Raw genomic sequence first — 18,567 nt, 5'->3', positions numbered from 1 at the left:
CCGGCTCTCCTTGCGCGACCATGCCCGATTTGCCCGTCTCATCCAGGAAACGCGGTGGGGCCGCGATGCCACAAGAGCCCGCTTTTCAGATGGTGAGCGAGAGCCCCCGGGACACCCGTTCCGCGGTGGCGAGCAGCGTCGTCACGGCGTCGTCGAGGCAGGCCGTGCGGTTGATGTCCACGGAGATGCCGAGCGATCCGATGGTGTCGCCCCGGCGGACGGGAACCGCGACGCAGGCGGTGCCCAGGCGGTACTCCTCCAGGTCGGTCACGGCCGGGCCGCGCGGCGAGGCGTCCAGGCTCCGCAGCAGCTGGGCGCGGTAGGTGATGGTGCGCGGGGTGAGATCGTTCATCGCGTGGCGGGAGAGGTAGTCGGCGCGGGCCTCGGCGTCCAGCTCGCGCAGCACGCTCTTGCCGAGCGCCGTGGCGTGTCCCGCATCCTCGAAGCCGACCCAGAGATCCACCCGGGGCGCCTTCGGGCCGTCCACGATCTCCGCGACCCTGATCTCGCCGTCCTCGTAGAGGGTCAGGTACGCCGCGGCCGACAGGTCGTCCCGCAGCTCGGTGAGCGTGGGACGGACCCTGCTGAGCGCCGTCTGGTCGCGGCTTCCCGCGTGCAGCGCGCCCAGCCTCTCGCCCAGCACGAACGTGCCGTCGTCGAGCTTGCGCACATAACCGTCGTGGACCATGGTGCGCAGCAGGTGGTAGGTGGTGCCCAGGGCCAGCCCCGTCTCGCGCGCCAGCTGCTTGGCCGGTACGCCGCTCTCGTGGGCACCCACCGCTTCCATCAGGCGAAAGGCTCGCTGCACCGAGGAGATGAGCGTGGGGCCCTCCTGACCGCTCACCCCTCCACCCTGCGCCCCGCCAAAGGGGTCCGGCAAGCGGGCTACGGCTTGATGCCGACCCCGGCCCACAGGCTGACCTGCGCGTCGGTGGGGGCGTCGGGACCGGCGGGGAGGTCCGGCCGCCAGCGGTGACCGACGGTGACGCCGGGGGTGAGGAGATCGAGCCCGTCGAAGAAGCGGGCGACGTCCTGCCGCGAGCGGAACTGCACCGGCGTGCCCGCGCCGGTGTAGATGTCGGTGACCTTCTCCCAGGTGGGAGGGTCGAAGTCGGGCGTGCAGTGGCTCAGCGCGAGCGCACTGCCCGCCGGGAGTGCCGCCATCAGCCGGCCGACGGTGCGATACGGGTCGCGGGCGTCGGTGATGAAGTGCATCAGCGCGTTCAGCGACAGGGCGACCGGCCGGGACAGGTCGAGTATGTCTGCCAGCTCCGGCGCGTTCAGCAGGGCGTCGGGGTCGTTGACGTCGGCCTCGATGTAGGTGGTGCGGCCCTGCGGGGTGCTGCGCATGAGGCGCTCGGCGTACTTCAGGACGAGCGGGTCGTTGTCGGCGTAGACCACGCGGGCCGCGGGGACCACGGACTGTGCCACCTGGTGCACGTTCGGCTCGGTGGGGATGCCGGTGCCGATGTCCAGCCACTGCCGGATGCCGTGCTCCTGGGCCAGTACCCGGGTGGCACGGTGCATGAAGGCGCGGTTCTCCCGCGCGCAGGTGAAGATGCCCGGGTAGGCCTCGGCGACCGCTTCGGCCGCCTGCTTGTCGACCGGGAAGTGGTCCTTGCCGCCGAGGTAGAAGTCGTACATGCGGGCCGAGTGCGGCCTGCTGGTGTCGAGGCCCCGTGCGGCCCGGGTGTCGCTCATGCCGTTCCCTTCGTGCGGCCGGCCGTGAGGTGGTCGGCCATGCCCTGCTTGACTCCTCGGACGAACGCGCCGATCTCCTCGCGCGTGTAGATGAGCGCGGGGCCGGCCGGGTCCGTCGACTGACGCACGGCGATGCGGCCGTCGGCGAGTTGCTTGGTCTCCACGCACTGGCCGCCGTTGGGGCCGCTCCACGGGCGTTCCCAGCCGCTTTCGCCGAGGTCGCGGGCGGGCATCCCGTTGTAGACGGGGAGGTCGGTGGTGCTCATGAGTACTCCTTGCGCATGCGGTTCAGGAGTGCCGTGCTGGCCCGGGTCGAGGTGAGCAGCGACATCCTGTTGTGCGCCTCCAGGTGCGCGACGACGTCGGCCCGTTCGTCCAGGTACATCGACGCGGAGAGGATCTCGCTGTAGACGACGTCGGGCAGCTCCGGCTCCTCGAACCGGAAGTAGGTGAAGGGGGCGCAGGCCCCGACGTGGGCGCCGACGGCGAAGGGCAGGATGTCGATGCTGACGTGGTCCAGCTCGGACGCCTCCAGGAGCCGGTCGATCTGCTCGCGCATCACTTCCGGACCGCCGACGACCCGGTGCAGGACCGCTTCCTCCATGACCACCCAGAGGGTGGGCGCGTTCTCCCGCTCCAGCAGGCTCTGCCGGCGCAGCCGCAGGCCGACGCGGCGTTCCAACTCCTCCTCGGAGCCGTTCGGAAAGCCTCCGCCCAGGACGCCGCGGGCGTAGGCGGGGGTCTGGAGCAGCCCCGTGACGTAGTGGGGTTCGTAGGTGCGCAGGGTGCCGGCGCCGGTCTCCAGACTGACGTACGCGGTGAACCAGTTGGGCAGCACGTCGCGGTAGGCGTGCCACCAGCCCGGTTTGTTGGCCTGCTCGGCGAGCGCGACGAACTCGTCGATCTCCTGCTGTCCGGTGCCGTAGGTCTGCAGGAGCTTCTCGACGTACAGGGGTTTGAGGGCGACTTCGGCCTTCTCCAGCCGGCGGATCGTCAGGGGGGTCACCCGAAGTGCCTTGGCGGCGTCGGCCAGTGAGGCACCCGCGCTCTGCCGCATGTCGTGGAGCCGGCGCCCCAGGATCATGCGCAGCACCGTCGGGGCGCTGGTGCCCGCGCCGGACCGAGCTTCACTCACGCCCCCACCTCCTGATGGGCTGTCACCGGCGCCATTGTGACAGCGACTTGATGACGACACCAGACTGAACGGGTCTTTCTGAAATTATCAGGGATTCGGTTGCAGGCTGAACTCGGCGGCGAGCATAGTTGCGGTCGTGAGCATCGCGCCCGTCCTCACTGGAAGGCGATCACCGTGACCCCCCACACGAGCCCTTCACCCGGACTGTTACCACCGGCGCGCCCCGACCTGGAGCACTGGTTCGACCTCCCCTCGCTCCGGGTCAGCGTGCGGACGGCGCGCGACACGGCCCGCCGGCAGCTTCGCACCTGGCGGCTTCCCGGCGACGTGTGCACCGACGCGGTGCTCCTCGTCTCGGAACTGGCGACCAACGCCGTGCTCCACTCGGGCAGCGACCGCATGCTGTGCGGCCTGTCGCTGACCTCGCACGAGCAGTTGCGGATCGAGATGCACGACGACGGGCGGACCTCGTCCGGCCCGGCCGGCTGCGGCTCCGGCCCGCAGGACGAGAGCGGCCGGGGGCTGCTGATCGTGCAGCAGCTCGCCGACTCGTGGGGGACGGCCCGGTCCGATCGCACCGGGGGCAACACCGTCTGGGCGGTTCTGCGGATCGAGTTCTGACCCCCGACGGGGCGCTCCGCTCCTGAGTACGAGCTGAGTATGCGCGCTCATGTCCCGGAACGTGGCGAGGACCACACTCCGAGGTATGACGAACCTTCCGCCCCCGGCCGAGGAGCTGCGGTTCCTGGACGCCGAGCTGCGGCAACTCGACCTGCGCCGCGCCGCCCTGCTGCGGCGCCGTGCGTGGCTGGTCCACACGCTGCGCGCGGCCGCCGCCCGGCAGCCCGCCCTCGGTCCCGGGACCGCGCCGGTGGGACCGCCGCCCGTCGGCACCGGTGGCGCCGCACGCCGTCCGGAGGCCACCGCGCCCGGTGTGCAGAACGTGCTGCTGGTGCTCGGCGGCGTACTGCTGACGATCGCGGCTATCGCGTTCACCCTCGTCAGCTGGGGTCATCTGGGGATCGCGGGACGCGCTCTGGTACTCGGTGCGCTGACCGTGGGGGCGCTCGGTGTGCCGGTGGCGCTGCTGCGGCGCGGGCTGAGGTCGACGGCCGAGGCCGTGGCCGCTCTCGGGACCGCCCTGACCGTCCTCGACGCCTACGCGCTGCACGAGGTGGCGTTCACCGGCACGGACGGTGTCGGGTACACGGCCACCGCGTCCGCCGCCCTGGCGGCGCTGTGGGCCGTGTACGGCGTGCGCCTCGGGCTCCGGCATCCCCTTCCGCTCGCCGTGGCGACCGCCCATCTGCCCCTGCTCCTGTGGGCGATCGCCGTCGGAGCGGGTCCGTACCCGCTCACTGCGGTTTCCCTGGCGACCGCCGCCGGCGGCACCGCCGTCGCACTGCGCGCCGCGCCGCTGCCGGTGCGGATCGTCGCCGTCACCGGTGCACTGGGCACCGGCGCCGCCGGTGTGCTGTCGGCGGGATGGCTCTGCTGGAGCGCGTCCGGCCCGGGCCCGGCCGCACGGGCGGCGGCGCTCCTGCTGGTGGCGGCGGTGCTCGCGCTGGTGGCCGGCCGCTTCGCTCCCCGACCGGAGATCTCCAGGGGCGCCGCCTTGGCGGTCGGCCTGTGCGTGGTCGCCGGGGCCGGTGGGGTGCTGCGGGTGACGGTGCCCGGCGAATGGACGGTGCCGGGGTGCCTGGCCTGCGCGATCGCCCTGCTGGCGGTGGAGCGAACTCCCCTTCACCAGCCCTTGCGGCAGGGCCTGGTGCGTGCTTCGGCTGCGGTTCAGGGCTTCGCGGTGCTGTGGACGCTCCCCCTGGTCGCCGGGTGCCTGCTCGGTCCGGCGGTCCGGGACGCGCGGCCCTGGTCCGGTGCGCCGCAGGATTTCCGGGACGCCGTGTTCGCGGGCCTGCCCCGGCCGCCGTACGCGGGCACCGCGCCGCTGGTCCTCGCCGTGGTGGCCGCGGTGCTGGTGGTGGCCGGGCGCCGCACGGCCCGGCGCCCGGCGGTCACGGTGGTGGCGCTGGTCCTCGGCTGGGCGGCCGTCCTCGTCCTACCGGTCGTGCTCCGACTGCCGTACGCGGCCGGTCTGGCGGTGCACGCGGTCGTGGTGGCGGCGGCCCTGGGCTTCGCGGTGCGGTCCGGCCGCACCGGCACGCGGCTGTCGCCGCCGGCCCTGACGGCCCTGCTGTCGGCGCTCGTCACCTCGGTCGCTCTCGCCCTCGTCTCGCTGGCCTCCGAGCCCGCGACGATCGCCGTACTCGGGACGCTGACGGTCCTGTTCGCCGCCGCCGGGCTCCGCCCGGGGACCGCTCCCTTCACCGCGCCCGCAGCCCTCTGCCACGCCACGGCGCTGGCCTGCGCGATCGGCGCGTCCGCGGGCCGACCGCCGCACCACACGGCGCTGCTGGTCCTCGTCGTACCCGCCGTCGCCGCCCTGGTCGCTTCGCGAACCGGCGGGTCGCGCGCCACCGTCCCGGTCGAGGCCGCGGGTGCAGGCGCGGGGCTGCTCGCCGTCGCGCTCGCCGTGCCGGAGCCGCCGATGCTGGCCCTGGTGCTCTCCCTGTGCGGTGCCATCACGGCGGCCACCGCGCTGCGCCCCGAGCGGCGGGCGGCCGGTTGGGCGGCGGCGGCGCTGTTCCTGCTGGCCACCTGGGTGCGCCTGGCGGCGTGGGACGTCGCCACTGTGGAGGCCTACACCCTGCCGGTGACCGGACCCGTGCTGGTGGTCGGACTTCTGCGGCGGCGCCGTGCTGTCGCGGTGTCGTCGTGGACGGCGTACGGCTCCGGGCTGGCCGTCACCCTGGTGCCGAGTCTGCTCGCCGCCTGGAACGACCAGCACTGGCTGCGTCCGCTGGCGCTCGGCGTCGCCGCGCTCGCGGTGACGCTGGCGGGCGCCCGGTACCGGCTCCAGGCGCCGCTGGTTCTCGGCGCGGGTGTACTCGCGCTGGTGGCGCTGCACGAACTGGCCCCGTACCTCACCCAGGTCGTCGGCGCGCTCCCCCGCTGGGTCCCTCCCGCCCTCGCCGGTCTCGTGCTGCTGGTCCTCGGCGCCACCTACGAGCAACGGCTGCGGGACGCCCGGCGCCTGAGGGAGGCACTGGGGCGGCTCGGCTAGACCCGGCGTGTGCACGAGCGAGGGGCCACGTGTCCAACCCGTGCAGCTTTGCGGTCGGGGTCATGGAACCCGGACGAGGTCACCCATCTCGCCGTGGGCCATTGATCGGCTTCGTGGTAACACGAGGTGATCGAATTCGAAAGGGCCGACTCATGGGTATCTTCAGCCGCCGCCAGACCGCCACCGTCGAGCAGCCGGCGGCCGCCGGGCGGGACCCGTTCGCCGCGCGGTCCGCGACGGCGGTCGCCACGCTCGACCCGGCCCTTCGCGCGCTGACCGGGCGATGGACCATCGACCGCCCGCACAGCCGGATCGGATTCTCCGTGCGGCACGCGATGGTCACCACGGTCCGCGGGGCGTTCACCGACTACGACAGCACGCTCTACTTCGACGGAGCCCGCCCCGAGGAGTCCCGCGCCGACCTCGTCATCCGCGTGGCCAGCGTCGACACCGGCGTGGAACAACGGGACGCCCACCTCGTCGGCAAGGACTTCTTCGACGCCCGGCGCCACCCCGAGATGAGCTTCCGCTCCACCTCCACCACCCAGGAGTCCGCGGAGAGCTTCCGCATGACGGGAGACCTCACCATCCGGGACACCACCCGCCCCGTCGAGCTCCAACTGGACTACCTCGGCTCGGTCGTTGATCCGTTCGGCTACGAGCGGGCGGGTTTCGACGGGACCACCACCATCGACCGCCGGGACTGGGGCCTGGTCTACAACCAGCGACTCGAGGCGGGCGGCAGCATGGTCAGCGAGAAGGTCCGTCTGCAGTTCGACATCTCCGCGATCCGCTCCTCCTGAACCTACGACGGCCGGGGCGCGGCGCACGGACGCAGGACCATGAGCGAGTCCTCCGGTGCCGCGACCATGGCGAACGGAAACCGGTCGAGTTCGAGGCAGAGGGCGACGTCATCGGGATGGACGCCCTGACGCACGCCCTCGGCCAGTTCGGCGGCGGCGCGCGACTGGGCGGCACGGCGAAGGAACCCGGCGGCGTCCGCACCGTCTCCGGTGGCCCTGCCCGCGATGTACTGGGCACACGCCAGGTCCTCGTCGGCCCGGCCGTCCTCGCCGGTGACCACGAACGTGACCTGCTCGGCGCCGCGTGCCCCGAGCACCCGGGCCGTCGCCTCCGCGACCACGAAGCCGGCGCACAGCACCAGCGACGCGTCTTTGACCGCGAGGGCGCCGACGGTCCCCGCCGTGGTCTTCTGCACCACGGTCCGTCCCGCGAGGTCGGTGGAGCGCAACAGGCCCGGTGAGTTGACCAGGTCGAACCCGGGTGTGAGCGGCCCGTCCCTGAGTGCCACCCGGTCCGGGTCGCGCTCCTTGAGGGCCAGGGCTTCGTCCAGCGACTCGGCGAGGACGATCTTTTCCGCCCCTTGGGCGAAGGCCCACGCGGCCACGGTGAACGCGCGCATGACGTCGACGACGACCGCCACGGACGGAGTCTCGACCACCTCGGGTATGCCAACGAAACGAGTGTCCATTCCGGTCATGATCGCGCAGACCCGGCAGCATTGTCACACCCGCGGGAGCCGGTCGGTCTGATGCTACGGAGGACCGTTCGCCGGCATCCGTGCCGGGACGTCACCGTGTGCCCGCCCCAGGAAAGGAACCACCATGTCCTACCCGTATCCGGAGCAGAAGTACTGGGGAGAGGACGGCGAGGTCAGTGCCGTCTTCCGGCCGGCGACCACACCGCCGAACCTCGGGGAGAGCGGCAGCGGCGGAAACGCCACGCACTACCTGGCGACCACCGGGACCACCCGGGGCGAGTTCGGGCTGTACCGGGTGGAGATGGCGCCGCGGGCGGGCGGGCCGAAGACGCACTTCCACAAGCGGATCTCGGAGTCGTTCTACATCCTGGACGGCACGGTGCGCGTCTTCGACGGCGTGCGGTGGGTCGACGCGCGCAAGGGCGACTTCCTGCACGTTCCGCAGGGCGGCCTGCACGCCTTCCGCAACGACTCGGACGCCCCGGCGGACATGCTCCTGCTGTTCACTCCCGGTGCGCCGCGCGAGGAGTACTTCGAGCAGGTGTCGCAGTTGGCGCACTCCTCGGAGGAGGAGCGTGCCGCGTTCTTCGACAGGCACGACTCGTACTTCGTCGAATAGGGACCGGCCGCCCGCGCGGGACTGTCACCAACGAGGCGGCTGTCCGGTCATGACTGTGAACCGTTCCCTTCAGGAGGATCGCATGGACTCCCAGCACAACCACTTGCCCCCGGGCGTCGAGATCGTCGCGAGCCTGCCGGACGCGACGGCCGGGATTCCGGCCGGTGCCGAGGCCAGGACCGTCCGGGTCACGCTCGCGCCCGGAGACCCGGGCGCGCCGCCGCACCGGCACCCGGGACCGCTCTTCGGCTACGTGACCGAGGGCGAGATCCTCTTCGAGCTGGAGGGGGAGGCGCCCCGCGTGCTCAAGGCCGGTGACGCCGTCTTCGAGCCCGGAGGTGACGTGATCCACTACCAGGGCGCCAACAACCTCTCGGACGCGCAGTCGCAGCTGGTGGTGACCATGTTCGCGGCGCCGGGCAGCCCGGTGCTGACCGTGGTGGGCGAGGAGGAGCTGGCTGCCCGACGGCACCTGCGGGTCGCCCGGCCGTGATGGGTGACCTGGGCGAGTGCCTCGGCGTACCCCTCCGAGGGGTGGCTGTCGTCGCGGTGGACCGCGGTGTCGGCGACCACCACGGGGCAACTGCCGGTGCGCGGGGCGCAGACCCAGGGGGTGCGGTCGATGACGGCGGTGCCCGTGGCGGATGCGGCGGCGCGCACGGCCCGGCCGCGCGTCGTGGACCGGGGACGAGGCGGGGAGCGGCCGCGGTGCCCGGCGGGCGTGGAAGGTACGGAGCGGCACCCGGCCGGTGGTGGCGAGTTCCCGCAGGAGCAGCCAGGTGATGAGGAAGCCGGAGATCGTCGCCCGCCGTTCCGTCGCCGTGCCCCCACTTCGCGTCGGCCGAGAAGGTTCAACCGCCTGAAACCGGCGGTTCAGCCGCATGCGGTCCGGCGACCGGATACCGGCTCCGCCCCGTCGGCCTTCATCCGGTTGGCGGCCTGGAGCCGGGCCGGTGGTCCGTCACCGCGGTGCTGAAGCGCGCCGCGAGGGCGGCGGCCGCGGCCCGCAGTTCGTCTCCGCCCTCGATGCGGAAGGCGAACGGCACTCTCGCGAGCCACTCCTGCGCGTACATGTCCGGGTTGCGGGTGCTGCCGACCAGGACGCAGCCGTCTCCCAGGGGTTCGAGCCGTCCCATGGGCGGGCGGATCCAGGGGGCGACCTCGGCCGGCGGTGCGTCGAAGACCACGCGGGTGGCGAACTGCCATCCGGTGCCCAGGTTCTCCTCCAGCACCGCCACCGGGTCGAAGTCCACCGGGGCGTCGAATCGGTGGCCGGTGCTTTGGACCTCGCCGATCCGGTCGACCCGGTAGGTGCGGACGGCGTCGGCGCGGTGGGAGTGGCACAGCAGGTACCAGCGCCCGTGGCGGACGACCAGGGACCAGGGGTCCGCCTCCTCCTCCCATGCGTTGCCGGCCTCGCTGCGGTAGGCGAGCAGCACGCGGCGCCGGTGCGCGACGGCCTCGACGAGGGAACTGGTGACGGCCGGATCCGGGTGGGCCGCCAGCGGGTCGGGGGCGGCGGCCGCGTACTCCCGCAGCAGTGCCGCCTGCCGGCCGACGCTCTCCGGCAGCGCCTTGACGACCTTGCCCAGCGCGGTACCGACGAGGTCGTCGGCGTCGGCCACCGCGGGCCGGCCGCCGAGTGCCGCCATGACCAGGCCGAGGGCCTCGGCCTGTGTGAAGTGCACGGGCGGCAGCCTCGTCCCGCGTCCCAGCCGGTATCCGCCGTGCGGTCCGCGGGCCGACTCCACGGGGATGCCCGCCTCCTTGAGGATCCCGACGTACCGGCGCGCCGCTCGCTCCGTCACACCCAGCCGCACGGCGAGTTCACCGGCCGTCGTGGTGGGGCGGGTCCGGAGGATCTCCAGGGCACGCAGCGCTCGCGCGGTGGGACCGGGGTCGTTGGGCACGGGAACAGGCTAGTCCGCGCCGCGGACGCCAGGAGTGGGCACGCTGAGGAAACCGGCAGTGGAACGTCCGGATCTCCTCCTACGGTGAGGTCACGCACACGAAGGGAACCGATCATGGACATCGTGCTCATCGGCGGCCTGTGGCTGAACGGATCCGTGTGGGCGGGCGTCGCCTCCACGCTGGAGTCGCTCGGCCACCGTCCGGTGCCGCTCACGCTCCCGGGGCAGGGAGACGGTGCGGCGAACGCCACGCTCGACGATCAGGTGGCAGCGGTGCTGGCCGCGGTGGACGCGGCGCCCGGCAAGCCCATGGTGGTGGGGCACTCCGCGGCCTGTGCGCTGGCCTGGCTGGCGGCCGACCGGCGGCCGGAGCGGCTGGCCAAGGTCGCGCTCATCGGCGGCATCCCGACCCCCGACGGCCGGCCGTACGCGGACTTCTTCGAGGTCAGGGACGGTGTGATGCCCTTTCCGGGCTGGGAGCCCTTCCAGGGGCCCGATGCCGCCGACCTCGACGAGGCGGCGCGGCGCGAGCTGGCGGCGGCAGCGATCCCGGTGCCCGAGGCCGTGGCCCGCGGCGTGGTGCGGCTGTCCGACGAGCGCCGCTACGACGTGCCGGTCGTGGTCGTGTGCCCCGAGTTCACGCCCGCGCAGGCGCGGGAGTGGATCGGCGCGGGCGACGTTCCGGAACTCGCCCGGGCCAAGCACGTCGACTTCGCGGACATCGACTCGGGCCACTGGCCCATGATCACCAAGCCGGCCGAGCTGGCCCGGATCCTGGCCGCGGCGGCCGGGGGGAGCTGACGGCCGAAGGGAGCCGACGGCCGCCACGCCCCGGCGGGCGAGGGTCCGGGCTCAGTGGAGGCAGAGGCAGAACGGATGACCGGCCGGATCCGCGTAGACCCGCCAGTTGGCGCCCGGACGGAGCTGGTCGGTCCGCTCCAGCACGGTCGCGCCGAGCGCGAGGGCCCGCTTCTCCTCGCCTTCGAGGTCGTCGACGTCGAAGTCCAGATGGAGCTGCTGGGGACGGTCCTGGCCGGGCCATTCGGGCGCCCGGTAGCCGTCCGCCCGCTGGAAGGCCAGCGGTGTCCCCTCGAAGCCGTGCACCTCCAGCCAGTCGGAGTCGTCCGGATCCGCGACCACCCGCCCGCCGAGCAGCTCCGCGTAGAACGACGCGAGCCGTACCGGATCCGCGCAGTCCAGCGCGACCGCCTGCAGCTTTCGAATCACGTCCGACACTCCTCGCTCTTCGGGCCCTCGCGTTACGCGCTCGTACCGGATTGTCCTACCCGGGGCGGCGGCGGGCATGCGCGGCGGCGCGCCGTACCGAGTCGTTCTCCCTCACCTGTGCACTCGGTGTTGCACGCACCGCGTGCATAATGGGTTCAAGGGCATGCCGAAGAGCCGCCGAGGAACCGGGGAGAGGACACCTGCCATGAGTGACGCACTGGATCCCGAGGTACTGAACGCAGCCGTCGAGAACGTCCACCGCGCCGGCATGCCGGGCCTGTTCGCCGAGGTGCGGGACGGCGACCAGGTCTGGCGGGGCGCCGCCGGAGTCGCCGATCTCGACACCGGCCGTCCGGTCACCGCAGGCATGCGCCACCGGGTCGGCAGCATCACGAAGACCTTCACCGCCGCCGCGGTCCTGCAGCAGGTGGAGCAGGGGCGCATCGGCCTCGACGCGCCGATCGGCCGGTACCTTCCGGGGCTCCTTCCCGACGGACGCGGCGAGGCCGTCACGGTCCGCATGCTGATGAACCACACCAGCGGTCTCGCCGAGTACCTGCCCCACGCCTACCCGTCCCTCAAGGCGTTCCCCGCCGTCGCGGACACCGGGCCGCAGAGCCTGGACGACCACCGGTTCACCCGTTTCGATCCCGCCGAACTGATCGCACTCGGTGTCGCCGCACCCGCCGTCGGCCCCCCGGGCGGCACTCCGGGCCTGTACTCGAACACCAACTACCTGCTGCTGGGCAGGCTCCTGGAGGAGGTGACCGGCACCAGCGCCGAGCGCTGCATCACGCGGAACGTCATCGAGCGCGCCGGACTCCGGGACACCGAGCTGCCCACCGGGCCGTACGTGGGCGAGCCGCACTCGCGCCTCTACGAGTCCTGGTTCGGCATGATCGACCCGCCGCGCGACTACAGCGTTTACGACATGTCGTGGGTGGGGCCCTCGGCGTCGCTGATATCCACCGTCTCGGACCTCAACCGCTTCTTCGGGATGCTGCTGGCCGGCGAGATCGTGAGCCCGTCGTCGCTGGCGCAGATGCGGCGTACCGTGCCGGTCGTCTCCCAGGAAGGGCGGACGATCGAGTACGGTCTCGGCCTGCACCCGACACAGGAGCCCGGTCGGGACACCTTCTGGGGCCACGGCGGCACGGCCTGGGGCGCCGGGGCGCTGGCCGTGATCAGCGCCGACGGCAGGCGGCGGATGGCCCTCGCGGTGAACCTCCAGCGGTGGCACGCCCTCGACCCGGCGGGCAGGCCGCGGCCCCATCCCATCGACGACGCGCTCGCGGCCTTCCACCGCGTGGCGATGTACGGCTGACCGGAGCACGCCGGTCCGGGGCGTCAGCCCGTGTGCAGGACCCGCAGGCGGCCGGGTTCCGCCGGATCCCGGTCCACGACCTGCACCGGCGCCCAGACCCATTGCCACACGCCGATGTCCGGCGTCCGGGAGAACCGGATCCGCCCCCGGGTGCCCTCGGTCGAGACGCTCGCCCAGGATTCGGGGGTCCACGCCCGGTCCAGGCCGTGCGAGCGCAGCAGGCCGGCGAGGACCGCCACCGTGTCGTAGCCCTCGAAGGCGACGAAGGAGGGCGCTTCGGCCAGCCGCTCGCGCAGGGCCGTTCCGACCCGTTCGCCGAGCGGGCCCAGGCGGTCGGGCAGGTAGCGCAGGAAGGGAACCGCGGCGCCGTCCGCGCCCAGCGACGTCGCCCATCCGGTGAACTCCGGCTGCCCGGCCGGGGCACCGATCGTGATCCCGGCAAGGCGCCGGTCCCGGCGCACGGAGCGGACGATCGACACGGCCGGCTCAGGGTGACCGACCAGGAGGAGGAGCGCGGTCGCGTGCCGGTCGACGAGTGTGTCGCACACGGACGCGGCGGTCGACCCGCGCACGTCGATGTCGACGACGGTGGCGCCGTGCGGCGCGAGATGGTCCCGCAGGATGCGGGCGCCGCACGCCCAGTAGACGCTGCTCGGGTCGATGGCCACGGCGATGCGGCGGTGGCCCGCGGCGAGGAGGAAGTCCGCGTAGATCCGCCAGCCGTGGGACTGCGCCGGGGCGAGGCGCGCGACCCACGGCGTCGGCTGTTCGGTGAGCGCGTCGAGCACGGCCGACGCGCACAGGAACGGCACGCCCAGGGCATCGGCCCTGGCGGCGGCGGCACGCGCGACGACGCTGTGGTACTCCCCGGCCAGCGCGGCCACGCCGAGACCGGCCAGTTCCTCCACGGCCGCCGCGGCCCGCCGGGGATCGGCCGCGGTGTCCCGCACCACCAGCTCCACCGGTCGGCCCATGATGCCGCCGGCGTCGTTGACTTCGCGTACGGCCAGTTCCATTCCGGCCAGCAGGTGCCGGCCCGCCTCGTCCCAGCCGGGCCGGGTCAGCGGCACGAGAGCGCCGATCCGGACGTGCCCGTTCGTCTCGTCCCGCCCCGGCAGGGGGTGTTGGGTGACCATGGCGGTCATTGCATCCACCCCGTGCGCCGACGGCAACCGATTATGCGTTCCGCGAGCCCCTGGTTAGGTTGGCCGGCATGCCGCTGCCCCCGGAGGTCCACCGGACCACGTCCGCGTTCCTGTCCGCGATCGACGCCTCTGCGCCGGGTCTGGTCCGGGGGCTGTACCTGTGCGGCTCGCTCGGTTTCGGCGAGTTCTTCCCCGACCGAAGTGACGTCGACTTCGTGAGCGTGCTGGCCGGGCGCCCGGACCGGGCCGCGCTGGCGGCGCTGGCGGCGGCACACGAGACCGTGCGACGGGAGCACCCCCGCCCCTTCTTCGACGGTTTCCACGCGGTGCGCGAGGACCTGGCCGGACCACCGGAGCGCTGTCCCGACCTGCCCTGCACCCGGATGGGGGTCTACGAGGAGGCCGGGCGGTTCGGCATCAACCCCGTCACCTGGCACGAGCTGGTCCGGCACGGGGTGACGGTCCGCGGCCCGGTGCTCACCGAGTCCGAGGTGTACGTCGACGACGCCGCGCTGCGCGCCTTCAGCCACGACAACCTGTCGAGCTACTGGTCGCACGTGCACCGGGAGTTGGTCGGGAGTCCGGCGGAGGCCGCCGAGCCGGACGCCGTGGAGTGGTGCGTGCTCGGGGTCAGCCGCCTGCATCACCTGCTCGCGACGGGTTCCCTCACCTCCAAGAGCGGCGCGGGCCGGTACGCCCTGACCGCGTTCGACGCGCGCTGGCACCCGATCGTCCGGGAGGCCCTGCGGGTGCGCGAGTCCACCGGCGCTCCGTCCGCCTACGACGCGGAGCCCGAACGCCGGGCCGAGGACACGATAGCGTTCACCGCCATGGCCATCGGGGCCGGTCTCGCCCAAGGGGCTCGGCGGGACTGAGGCTTCGGCGAAGTCGGGTCGGTCGACGGGGAGTTGTGGCAGTATCCGCTGTCATGTCACCGCTTGGCACGTCCCTGCCCGCCCCGTGGTCGCACCGGGCCGGTCGTCGTCCGTTCGTGGTGTTGCTGGTGCTCCTCCTGGCGGTGGGCACGCTGGTGGGTGAGTCCGGTGCGGCAGCCGGGGCCGACGGGTCCGCGGCGACACCCGACCGCGCCCGCTACGACGTGGACCTGCGCTCCGACGCGGACGGCGGCCGCTGGACGGGACGGCAGCGGGTGTCCTTCCGCAACGCGTCCGACCGGCCGCTGCGCGAGGTGTACCTGCGCCTGTGGGGCAACGGCGAGGACGGGTGCGGCACGCCCGGCGTGCCCGGTGTGCCCTCGCCCGTCGTCGTGTCGGGTCTGCGCGGTGGCACGGCGGACCCGCTCACGGTGGGCTGCACGGCTGTGCGCATCGCTCTGCCGAAGCCCCTCGCGCACGGAGAGCGGGCGTCCGTGGCCTTCGACGTGTCCATTACGGTGCCGGACCGCAATGCCCGCTTCGGCCGCGAGGGCGCCTTCCGCTTCCTCGGCAACGCCCTGCCGGTACTCGCCGTGCACGACGCCGAGGGATGGCACCTCGACCCGTACGTGGCGGTCGGCGAGAGCTTCTACGCCCTCGCCGGTGACTTCAGGGTGCGCCTCGACCACCCGTCGGACATGGCGGTGCCCGCGACGGGCCGCACCAGGACCCGCCCGGGAGCACCGGGACGTTCGGTGACCCTCAGTCTCGCGGAGCGCGTCCGGGACTTCGCCTGGGCCGCGGGACCGTTCCGCACGGCGGCCCAAACCACGCCCGGGGGTGTGCGCGTGAAGTCGTTCTGGGCGCCCGACGCCCCTGCCGCGGGCGTCCGCCTCGGCCGCGCGGAAGCCGTCGCCGCCGTCGACCGGTTCGGCCGCGAGTTCGGCCGCTATCCCTACGGCGAGGTCGATCTCGTGATGACCGGCGGGTTCGGTGGCGGTATGGAGTATCCCGGCCTCGTCCTGCTCGGCACCACCGAGGAGGGCAACGCCGTCGTCCACGAGTTGGCGCACCAGTGGTGGTACGGCATCGTCGGCAACGACGAGTACGCCGCGCCGTGGCTGGACGAGAGCTTCGCCCAGTACGCCAACTTCCGCTTCTACGGACTGGAGACCCGCGACTGCTGGTCGGACGTCTACTGGCCGGACGAGAACTCCGAACTGACCGCCTCAATGGACTACTGGTCGCGGCACCGCGGCGAGTACCACCTTCTCTACACGGCCGGGCCCTGCGCGCTGGCCGACCTGGAACGCACCCTCGGCGCCGACACCATGGCCCGGCTCCTCAAGCGCTACGCCCGGGACCACTGGTACGGCGTCTCCACCACCGAGGACTTCAAGCGGGCCGCCCAGTCCATGACGGACGAGGACCTCGGCCCCTTCTGGGAGAGCCACCGCATCCGGTGACGGGGCCTCAGGTGACGTCCAGGTCGGCGTAGAGCATGTCGTGGTCCGAGTGCTCCGTGCCGACCACGCGGTGCTCGCGCGGGGCGATGCCGCGCAGGAAGACGTAGTCGAACTTGCTCTGCCAGTCCGTGGTCGGCTCGCAGGTGCCGACGGGCGCGGGGTGGCACTCCGGGTCGGTGTCCGTGGCCAGGGACCACATCGGGTCGAGTTCGGAGGCTTCCGGTACGGCGTTGAAGTCGCCGACGACTATGGCGCGTTCGTGCCGGGCGACCTCCTCGGCGAGTACGCGGACCTGGTCCGTCCTGAACTCCTCCTGACGGCGCTGGGCGAGGTGCGTGTTGAACACCCGGACGGACCGGCCGCCCACCTCGGTGGTGACCGCGAGGTATCCGCGGTCCTCGGAGCCGCCGTCGGGGTACTCGACGTTGACGGCGTCCGTGATCGGTGCCGCCGAGAGGATGGCCTGGCCGAAGCCCCCGGGGTTCCACGGTGCTCCCCCGCAGCGGCCCCAGTTCTGCAGGACCGATCCGTGTGCGACGTGGTAGACGAGCCCGTGGAAGGCCTCCAGGTAGTCCCGGATCCTGTCGACGTCACGGGCGCAGGCTTCCTGCATGCCGATGACCTGGGGCGCCTGCGCGGCTATCTCGGCGGCCCGGTCGAGGTTGCTCGCGTCGCAGGGGTTGCACAGGTTCCACGTCATGACCCGGTCGGGCACGATGTCCTTGACGGCTTCGACGGGCAGCGACCTGCCGGACAGGGCACCGCCGGGGGCGCTGGGCCCCACCAGTGCGACGCAGGCCAGCGCCACCGCGCAGACGAGCAATCGCGAGCCGCCCCATTTGAGCACCGCCGCCTCCTCGGTGTGGACACACACGGCAACCGCCGTTCCCACGGACGAGGTTATGGCACGGCGGGGCGGGCCCCGGCGGGCAGCCCTATGCTCGCCCCATGGATACCGAGGCGGTGCGATCGTTCGTCCGCGCGGCCGAGCTGGGACAGCTGCGGCACGCGGCCGACGAACTCGGTGTGACGCAGCAGGCCGTCTCGAAACGGATCGCGGCCCTGGAGCGGGCACTGGACGTCCGGCTGTTCACCCGCACGCCCCGAGGGGTCGAGCTGACGCTCGACGGGCAGGCCTTCCTGCCGCACGCCCGGAACATCGTCGCGAACGCCGACCGCGCCGTCACCGCGATCCGACGAGGCTCGCGGGCGCTGCGGATCGACGTCCTCGGCCTGCGGTCCGCGCAGGCCGTCGTCCTGCACGACTACTGGCGCTCACATCCCGGAACCGCACTCGACGTGGTGACGCTCAAGGTCGACGACCCGCGGCTGGCGGTGGCCGCCGTGCGGGCGGGCGACGTCGACGCCTCCTTCCGCTCGGTCACCGACCCGGCGGCGCTGCCGCCCGAGGTGCGGATGATCCACGCGTTCCACTCCCCGCTGGAACTCGTCGTCGGCCCGAGACACCCGCTCGCCTCCGCACGCACCGTGACGCCGGCCCGGCTGCGCGGGCACCGGATCTGGGTGCCCGGTATCGCCCCGGGCAGCGAGTGGGCGGACTTCTACGATCAGCTCACCGCCGGGTTCGGCCTCCGGGTGGACGCCGCGGGCCCCAACTTCGGCAACGAGGTACTCCTCGACATCCTCGCCGACTCCGACGACGTGGCCACCCTCGTGGGCTCGCGCGACCGGTACATCTGGCCGGCCGGTCACGATCTGCGCCGCATCCCGATCGCGGGTCCGACGCTCGCCTACCCGCTCTCGCTCCTGCTTCCCCGGGAGAATCCGCACCCGGGGCTCCGGGCGGTCGTCAACCACTTCGCGAACCTGGCCCCGCTGCCCGAGGACACCTGGCTGCCCTCCTGGGCGACGGGCCGGCCGGAGTAGAGCCCACCGGCCAGAGGCGCCCGCGGCACCGACGCGATCCGGCCGGGCCCCGTACTACCGGCCGACGATCGCCTCGACGATGCGCAGCAACCGCTCCCCCGCCCGGTCGATGCTGCCGTTCTGCGTGCTGACCTGTGCCCCTTCGAGGACGAAGGTGATCTGGGCCGCGGCCTGTTCGGGGTCGGGCATCCCCGCCTCGGCACACATGCCGACCAGCCTGCGGGTCTGGCGGGCCTTGTGCTCCTCGACCACCTGTCGCGCGGGGTGGGCGCGGTCGGGCAGTTCGGCGAGGGAGTTGATGAAGGGGCAGCCCCGGTGCGAGAGCCCCGGCAGCCCGTCGGCGATGAAGCGGGCGAGGCCCAGGATCTGCTCCCGGGGGCGGCCGGGATGTTCGGCCTCGACGCGGTCGAAGGCCGCCTGGTACTCGGCGGCCAGGATCCGCAGCCATTCGGCGACGAGCGCGTCCTTGGTCTCGAAGTGCCGGTAGATCGCCATCTTGGTGGTCTCGGCCCGCTCGGCGATCGCCTGGACTCCCACGCCTCGGATGCCCTCGCTCTGGAAGAGCTCCTCGGCCGCGTCGAGGATGCGCTCGCGGGGCGGCAGCTTCGCCACTCTGCCCGGCCTGGCGGCGGTCGATGTCATGCCTGCTCCGTGGT

The 18,567-nt window shown here is 72.8% G+C and carries 20 protein-coding genes; 10 read left to right on the top strand and 10 right to left on the bottom strand.

Annotated features, from left to right (window positions below; all coding sequences use genetic code 11):
• Positions 1-85: 85 nt before the first annotated feature.
• Genes ACH4D3_RS12265 through ACH4D3_RS12250 form a run of 4 tightly spaced genes read right to left on the bottom strand, consistent with a single transcriptional unit; the run spans position 86 to position 2,836 of the window.
• Positions 86-844, bottom strand: a complete 759-nt coding sequence (locus tag ACH4D3_RS12265; protein ID WP_398320164.1) for an IclR family transcriptional regulator — start codon at positions 842-844, stop codon at positions 86-88.
• Positions 845-885: 41 nt separating this feature from the next.
• Positions 886-1,701: an SAM-dependent methyltransferase gene (locus tag ACH4D3_RS12260; protein ID WP_398320161.1), complete on the bottom strand. Its 816-nt coding sequence runs from the start codon at positions 1,699-1,701 to the stop codon at positions 886-888.
• A complete protein-coding gene (locus ACH4D3_RS12255; RefSeq protein WP_398320158.1) occupies positions 1,698-1,967 on the bottom strand; it encodes a DUF397 domain-containing protein in 270 nt (89 codons plus the stop codon). The genes ACH4D3_RS12260 and ACH4D3_RS12255 overlap by 4 nt, the downstream gene beginning before the upstream one ends.
• Entirely contained in the window at positions 1,964-2,836 is an 873-nt protein-coding gene (locus tag ACH4D3_RS12250; RefSeq protein WP_398320155.1) for a helix-turn-helix domain-containing protein, read from the bottom strand. The genes ACH4D3_RS12255 and ACH4D3_RS12250 overlap by 4 nt, the downstream gene beginning before the upstream one ends.
• A 99-nt stretch (positions 2,837-2,935) precedes the next feature.
• On the opposite strand from ACH4D3_RS12250, the gene ACH4D3_RS12245 reads away from it, so the two are divergent.
• The 3 genes from ACH4D3_RS12245 to ACH4D3_RS12235 all read left to right on the top strand — a co-directional run bounded on the left by ACH4D3_RS12245 (position 2,936) and on the right by ACH4D3_RS12235 (position 6,760).
• Positions 2,936-3,457 carry an ATP-binding protein gene (locus ACH4D3_RS12245; RefSeq protein ID WP_398320152.1) on the top strand — a complete coding sequence of 174 codons (522 nt, stop codon included), beginning with the start codon at positions 2,936-2,938 and terminating at the stop codon, positions 3,455-3,457.
• An 85-nt stretch (positions 3,458-3,542) separates the two neighbouring features.
• A complete protein-coding gene (locus tag ACH4D3_RS12240) occupies positions 3,543-5,957 on the top strand; it encodes an SCO7613 C-terminal domain-containing membrane protein (protein WP_398320149.1) in 2,415 nt (804 codons plus the stop codon).
• A gap of 152 nt (positions 5,958-6,109) precedes the next feature.
• On the top strand, positions 6,110-6,760 hold the full coding sequence (locus ACH4D3_RS12235; RefSeq protein WP_398320146.1) for a YceI family protein: 651 nt from the start codon (positions 6,110-6,112) through the stop codon (positions 6,758-6,760).
• Between the two features lie 2 nt (positions 6,761-6,762).
• On the opposite strand, the gene ACH4D3_RS12230 is transcribed toward ACH4D3_RS12235, so the two are convergent.
• A complete protein-coding gene (locus ACH4D3_RS12230) occupies positions 6,763-7,449 on the bottom strand; it encodes a 2-phosphosulfolactate phosphatase (RefSeq protein WP_398320143.1) in 687 nt (228 codons plus the stop codon).
• Positions 7,450-7,582: 133 nt separating this feature from the next.
• Here ACH4D3_RS12230 and ACH4D3_RS12225 point away from each other — a divergent pair, with 133 nt between their 5' ends.
• Both ACH4D3_RS12225 and ACH4D3_RS12220 read left to right on the top strand, forming a co-directional pair.
• Positions 7,583-8,077, top strand: coding sequence for a cupin domain-containing protein (locus ACH4D3_RS12225; protein ID WP_398320140.1), 495 nt, complete (start codon positions 7,583-7,585; stop codon positions 8,075-8,077).
• Between the two features lie 82 nt (positions 8,078-8,159).
• On the top strand, positions 8,160-8,570 hold the full coding sequence (locus tag ACH4D3_RS12220) for a cupin domain-containing protein (RefSeq protein WP_356857506.1): 411 nt from the start codon (positions 8,160-8,162) through the stop codon (positions 8,568-8,570).
• Positions 8,571-9,000: 430 nt separating this feature from the next.
• On the opposite strand, the gene ACH4D3_RS12215 is transcribed toward ACH4D3_RS12220, so the two are convergent.
• Positions 9,001-9,987: a helix-turn-helix transcriptional regulator gene (locus tag ACH4D3_RS12215; protein WP_398320137.1), complete on the bottom strand. Its 987-nt coding sequence runs from the start codon at positions 9,985-9,987 to the stop codon at positions 9,001-9,003.
• Between the two features lie 114 nt (positions 9,988-10,101).
• Between ACH4D3_RS12215 and ACH4D3_RS12210 the strand changes: the two genes are divergently transcribed.
• Positions 10,102-10,788, top strand: a complete 687-nt coding sequence (locus ACH4D3_RS12210; RefSeq protein WP_398320134.1) for an alpha/beta fold hydrolase — start codon at positions 10,102-10,104, stop codon at positions 10,786-10,788.
• 51 nt (positions 10,789-10,839) lie between these two features.
• Here ACH4D3_RS12210 and ACH4D3_RS12205 read toward each other — a convergent pair whose 3' ends face one another.
• Positions 10,840-11,214, bottom strand: coding sequence for a VOC family protein (locus ACH4D3_RS12205; RefSeq protein ID WP_398320131.1), 375 nt, complete (start codon positions 11,212-11,214; stop codon positions 10,840-10,842).
• Positions 11,215-11,419: 205 nt separating this feature from the next.
• Here ACH4D3_RS12205 and ACH4D3_RS12200 point away from each other — a divergent pair, with 205 nt between their 5' ends.
• A complete protein-coding gene (locus ACH4D3_RS12200) occupies positions 11,420-12,538 on the top strand; it encodes a serine hydrolase domain-containing protein (RefSeq protein WP_398320128.1) in 1,119 nt (372 codons plus the stop codon).
• 23 nt (positions 12,539-12,561) lie between these two features.
• Here ACH4D3_RS12200 and ACH4D3_RS12195 read toward each other — a convergent pair whose 3' ends face one another.
• On the bottom strand, positions 12,562-13,683 hold the full coding sequence (locus ACH4D3_RS12195; protein WP_398320125.1) for an ABC transporter substrate-binding protein: 1,122 nt from the start codon (positions 13,681-13,683) through the stop codon (positions 12,562-12,564).
• A 68-nt stretch (positions 13,684-13,751) separates the two neighbouring features.
• Here ACH4D3_RS12195 and ACH4D3_RS12190 point away from each other — a divergent pair, with 68 nt between their 5' ends.
• A complete protein-coding gene (locus ACH4D3_RS12190; protein ID WP_398320122.1) occupies positions 13,752-14,558 on the top strand; it encodes a hypothetical protein in 807 nt (268 codons plus the stop codon).
• Between the two features lie 53 nt (positions 14,559-14,611).
• A complete protein-coding gene (locus ACH4D3_RS12185) occupies positions 14,612-16,024 on the top strand; it encodes a M1 family metallopeptidase (RefSeq protein WP_398320119.1) in 1,413 nt (470 codons plus the stop codon).
• Between the two features lie 7 nt (positions 16,025-16,031).
• Here ACH4D3_RS12185 and ACH4D3_RS12180 read toward each other — a convergent pair whose 3' ends face one another.
• Entirely contained in the window at positions 16,032-16,916 is an 885-nt protein-coding gene (locus tag ACH4D3_RS12180) for an endonuclease/exonuclease/phosphatase family protein (protein ID WP_398320116.1), read from the bottom strand.
• A gap of 56 nt (positions 16,917-16,972) precedes the next feature.
• On the opposite strand from ACH4D3_RS12180, the gene ACH4D3_RS12175 reads away from it, so the two are divergent.
• Positions 16,973-17,911, top strand: a complete 939-nt coding sequence (locus tag ACH4D3_RS12175) for a LysR family transcriptional regulator (RefSeq protein WP_398320113.1) — start codon at positions 16,973-16,975, stop codon at positions 17,909-17,911.
• A 54-nt stretch (positions 17,912-17,965) separates the two neighbouring features.
• Here the strand turns inward: ACH4D3_RS12175 and ACH4D3_RS12170 are convergent, their stop codons facing one another.
• Positions 17,966-18,553, bottom strand: coding sequence for a TetR/AcrR family transcriptional regulator (locus tag ACH4D3_RS12170; RefSeq protein ID WP_398320110.1), 588 nt, complete (start codon positions 18,551-18,553; stop codon positions 17,966-17,968).
• Positions 18,554-18,567: the final 14 nt, after the last annotated feature.

Origin of the sequence: Streptomyces sp. NPDC018026, from assembly GCF_044327745.1 — a bacterium.
Taxonomy (GTDB): domain Bacteria; phylum Actinomycetota; class Actinomycetes; order Streptomycetales; family Streptomycetaceae; genus Streptomyces; species Streptomyces rubrogriseus.
Note: the sequence above shows the minus strand (reverse complement) of the source record. Positions and strands in the feature narration are given on the sequence as shown.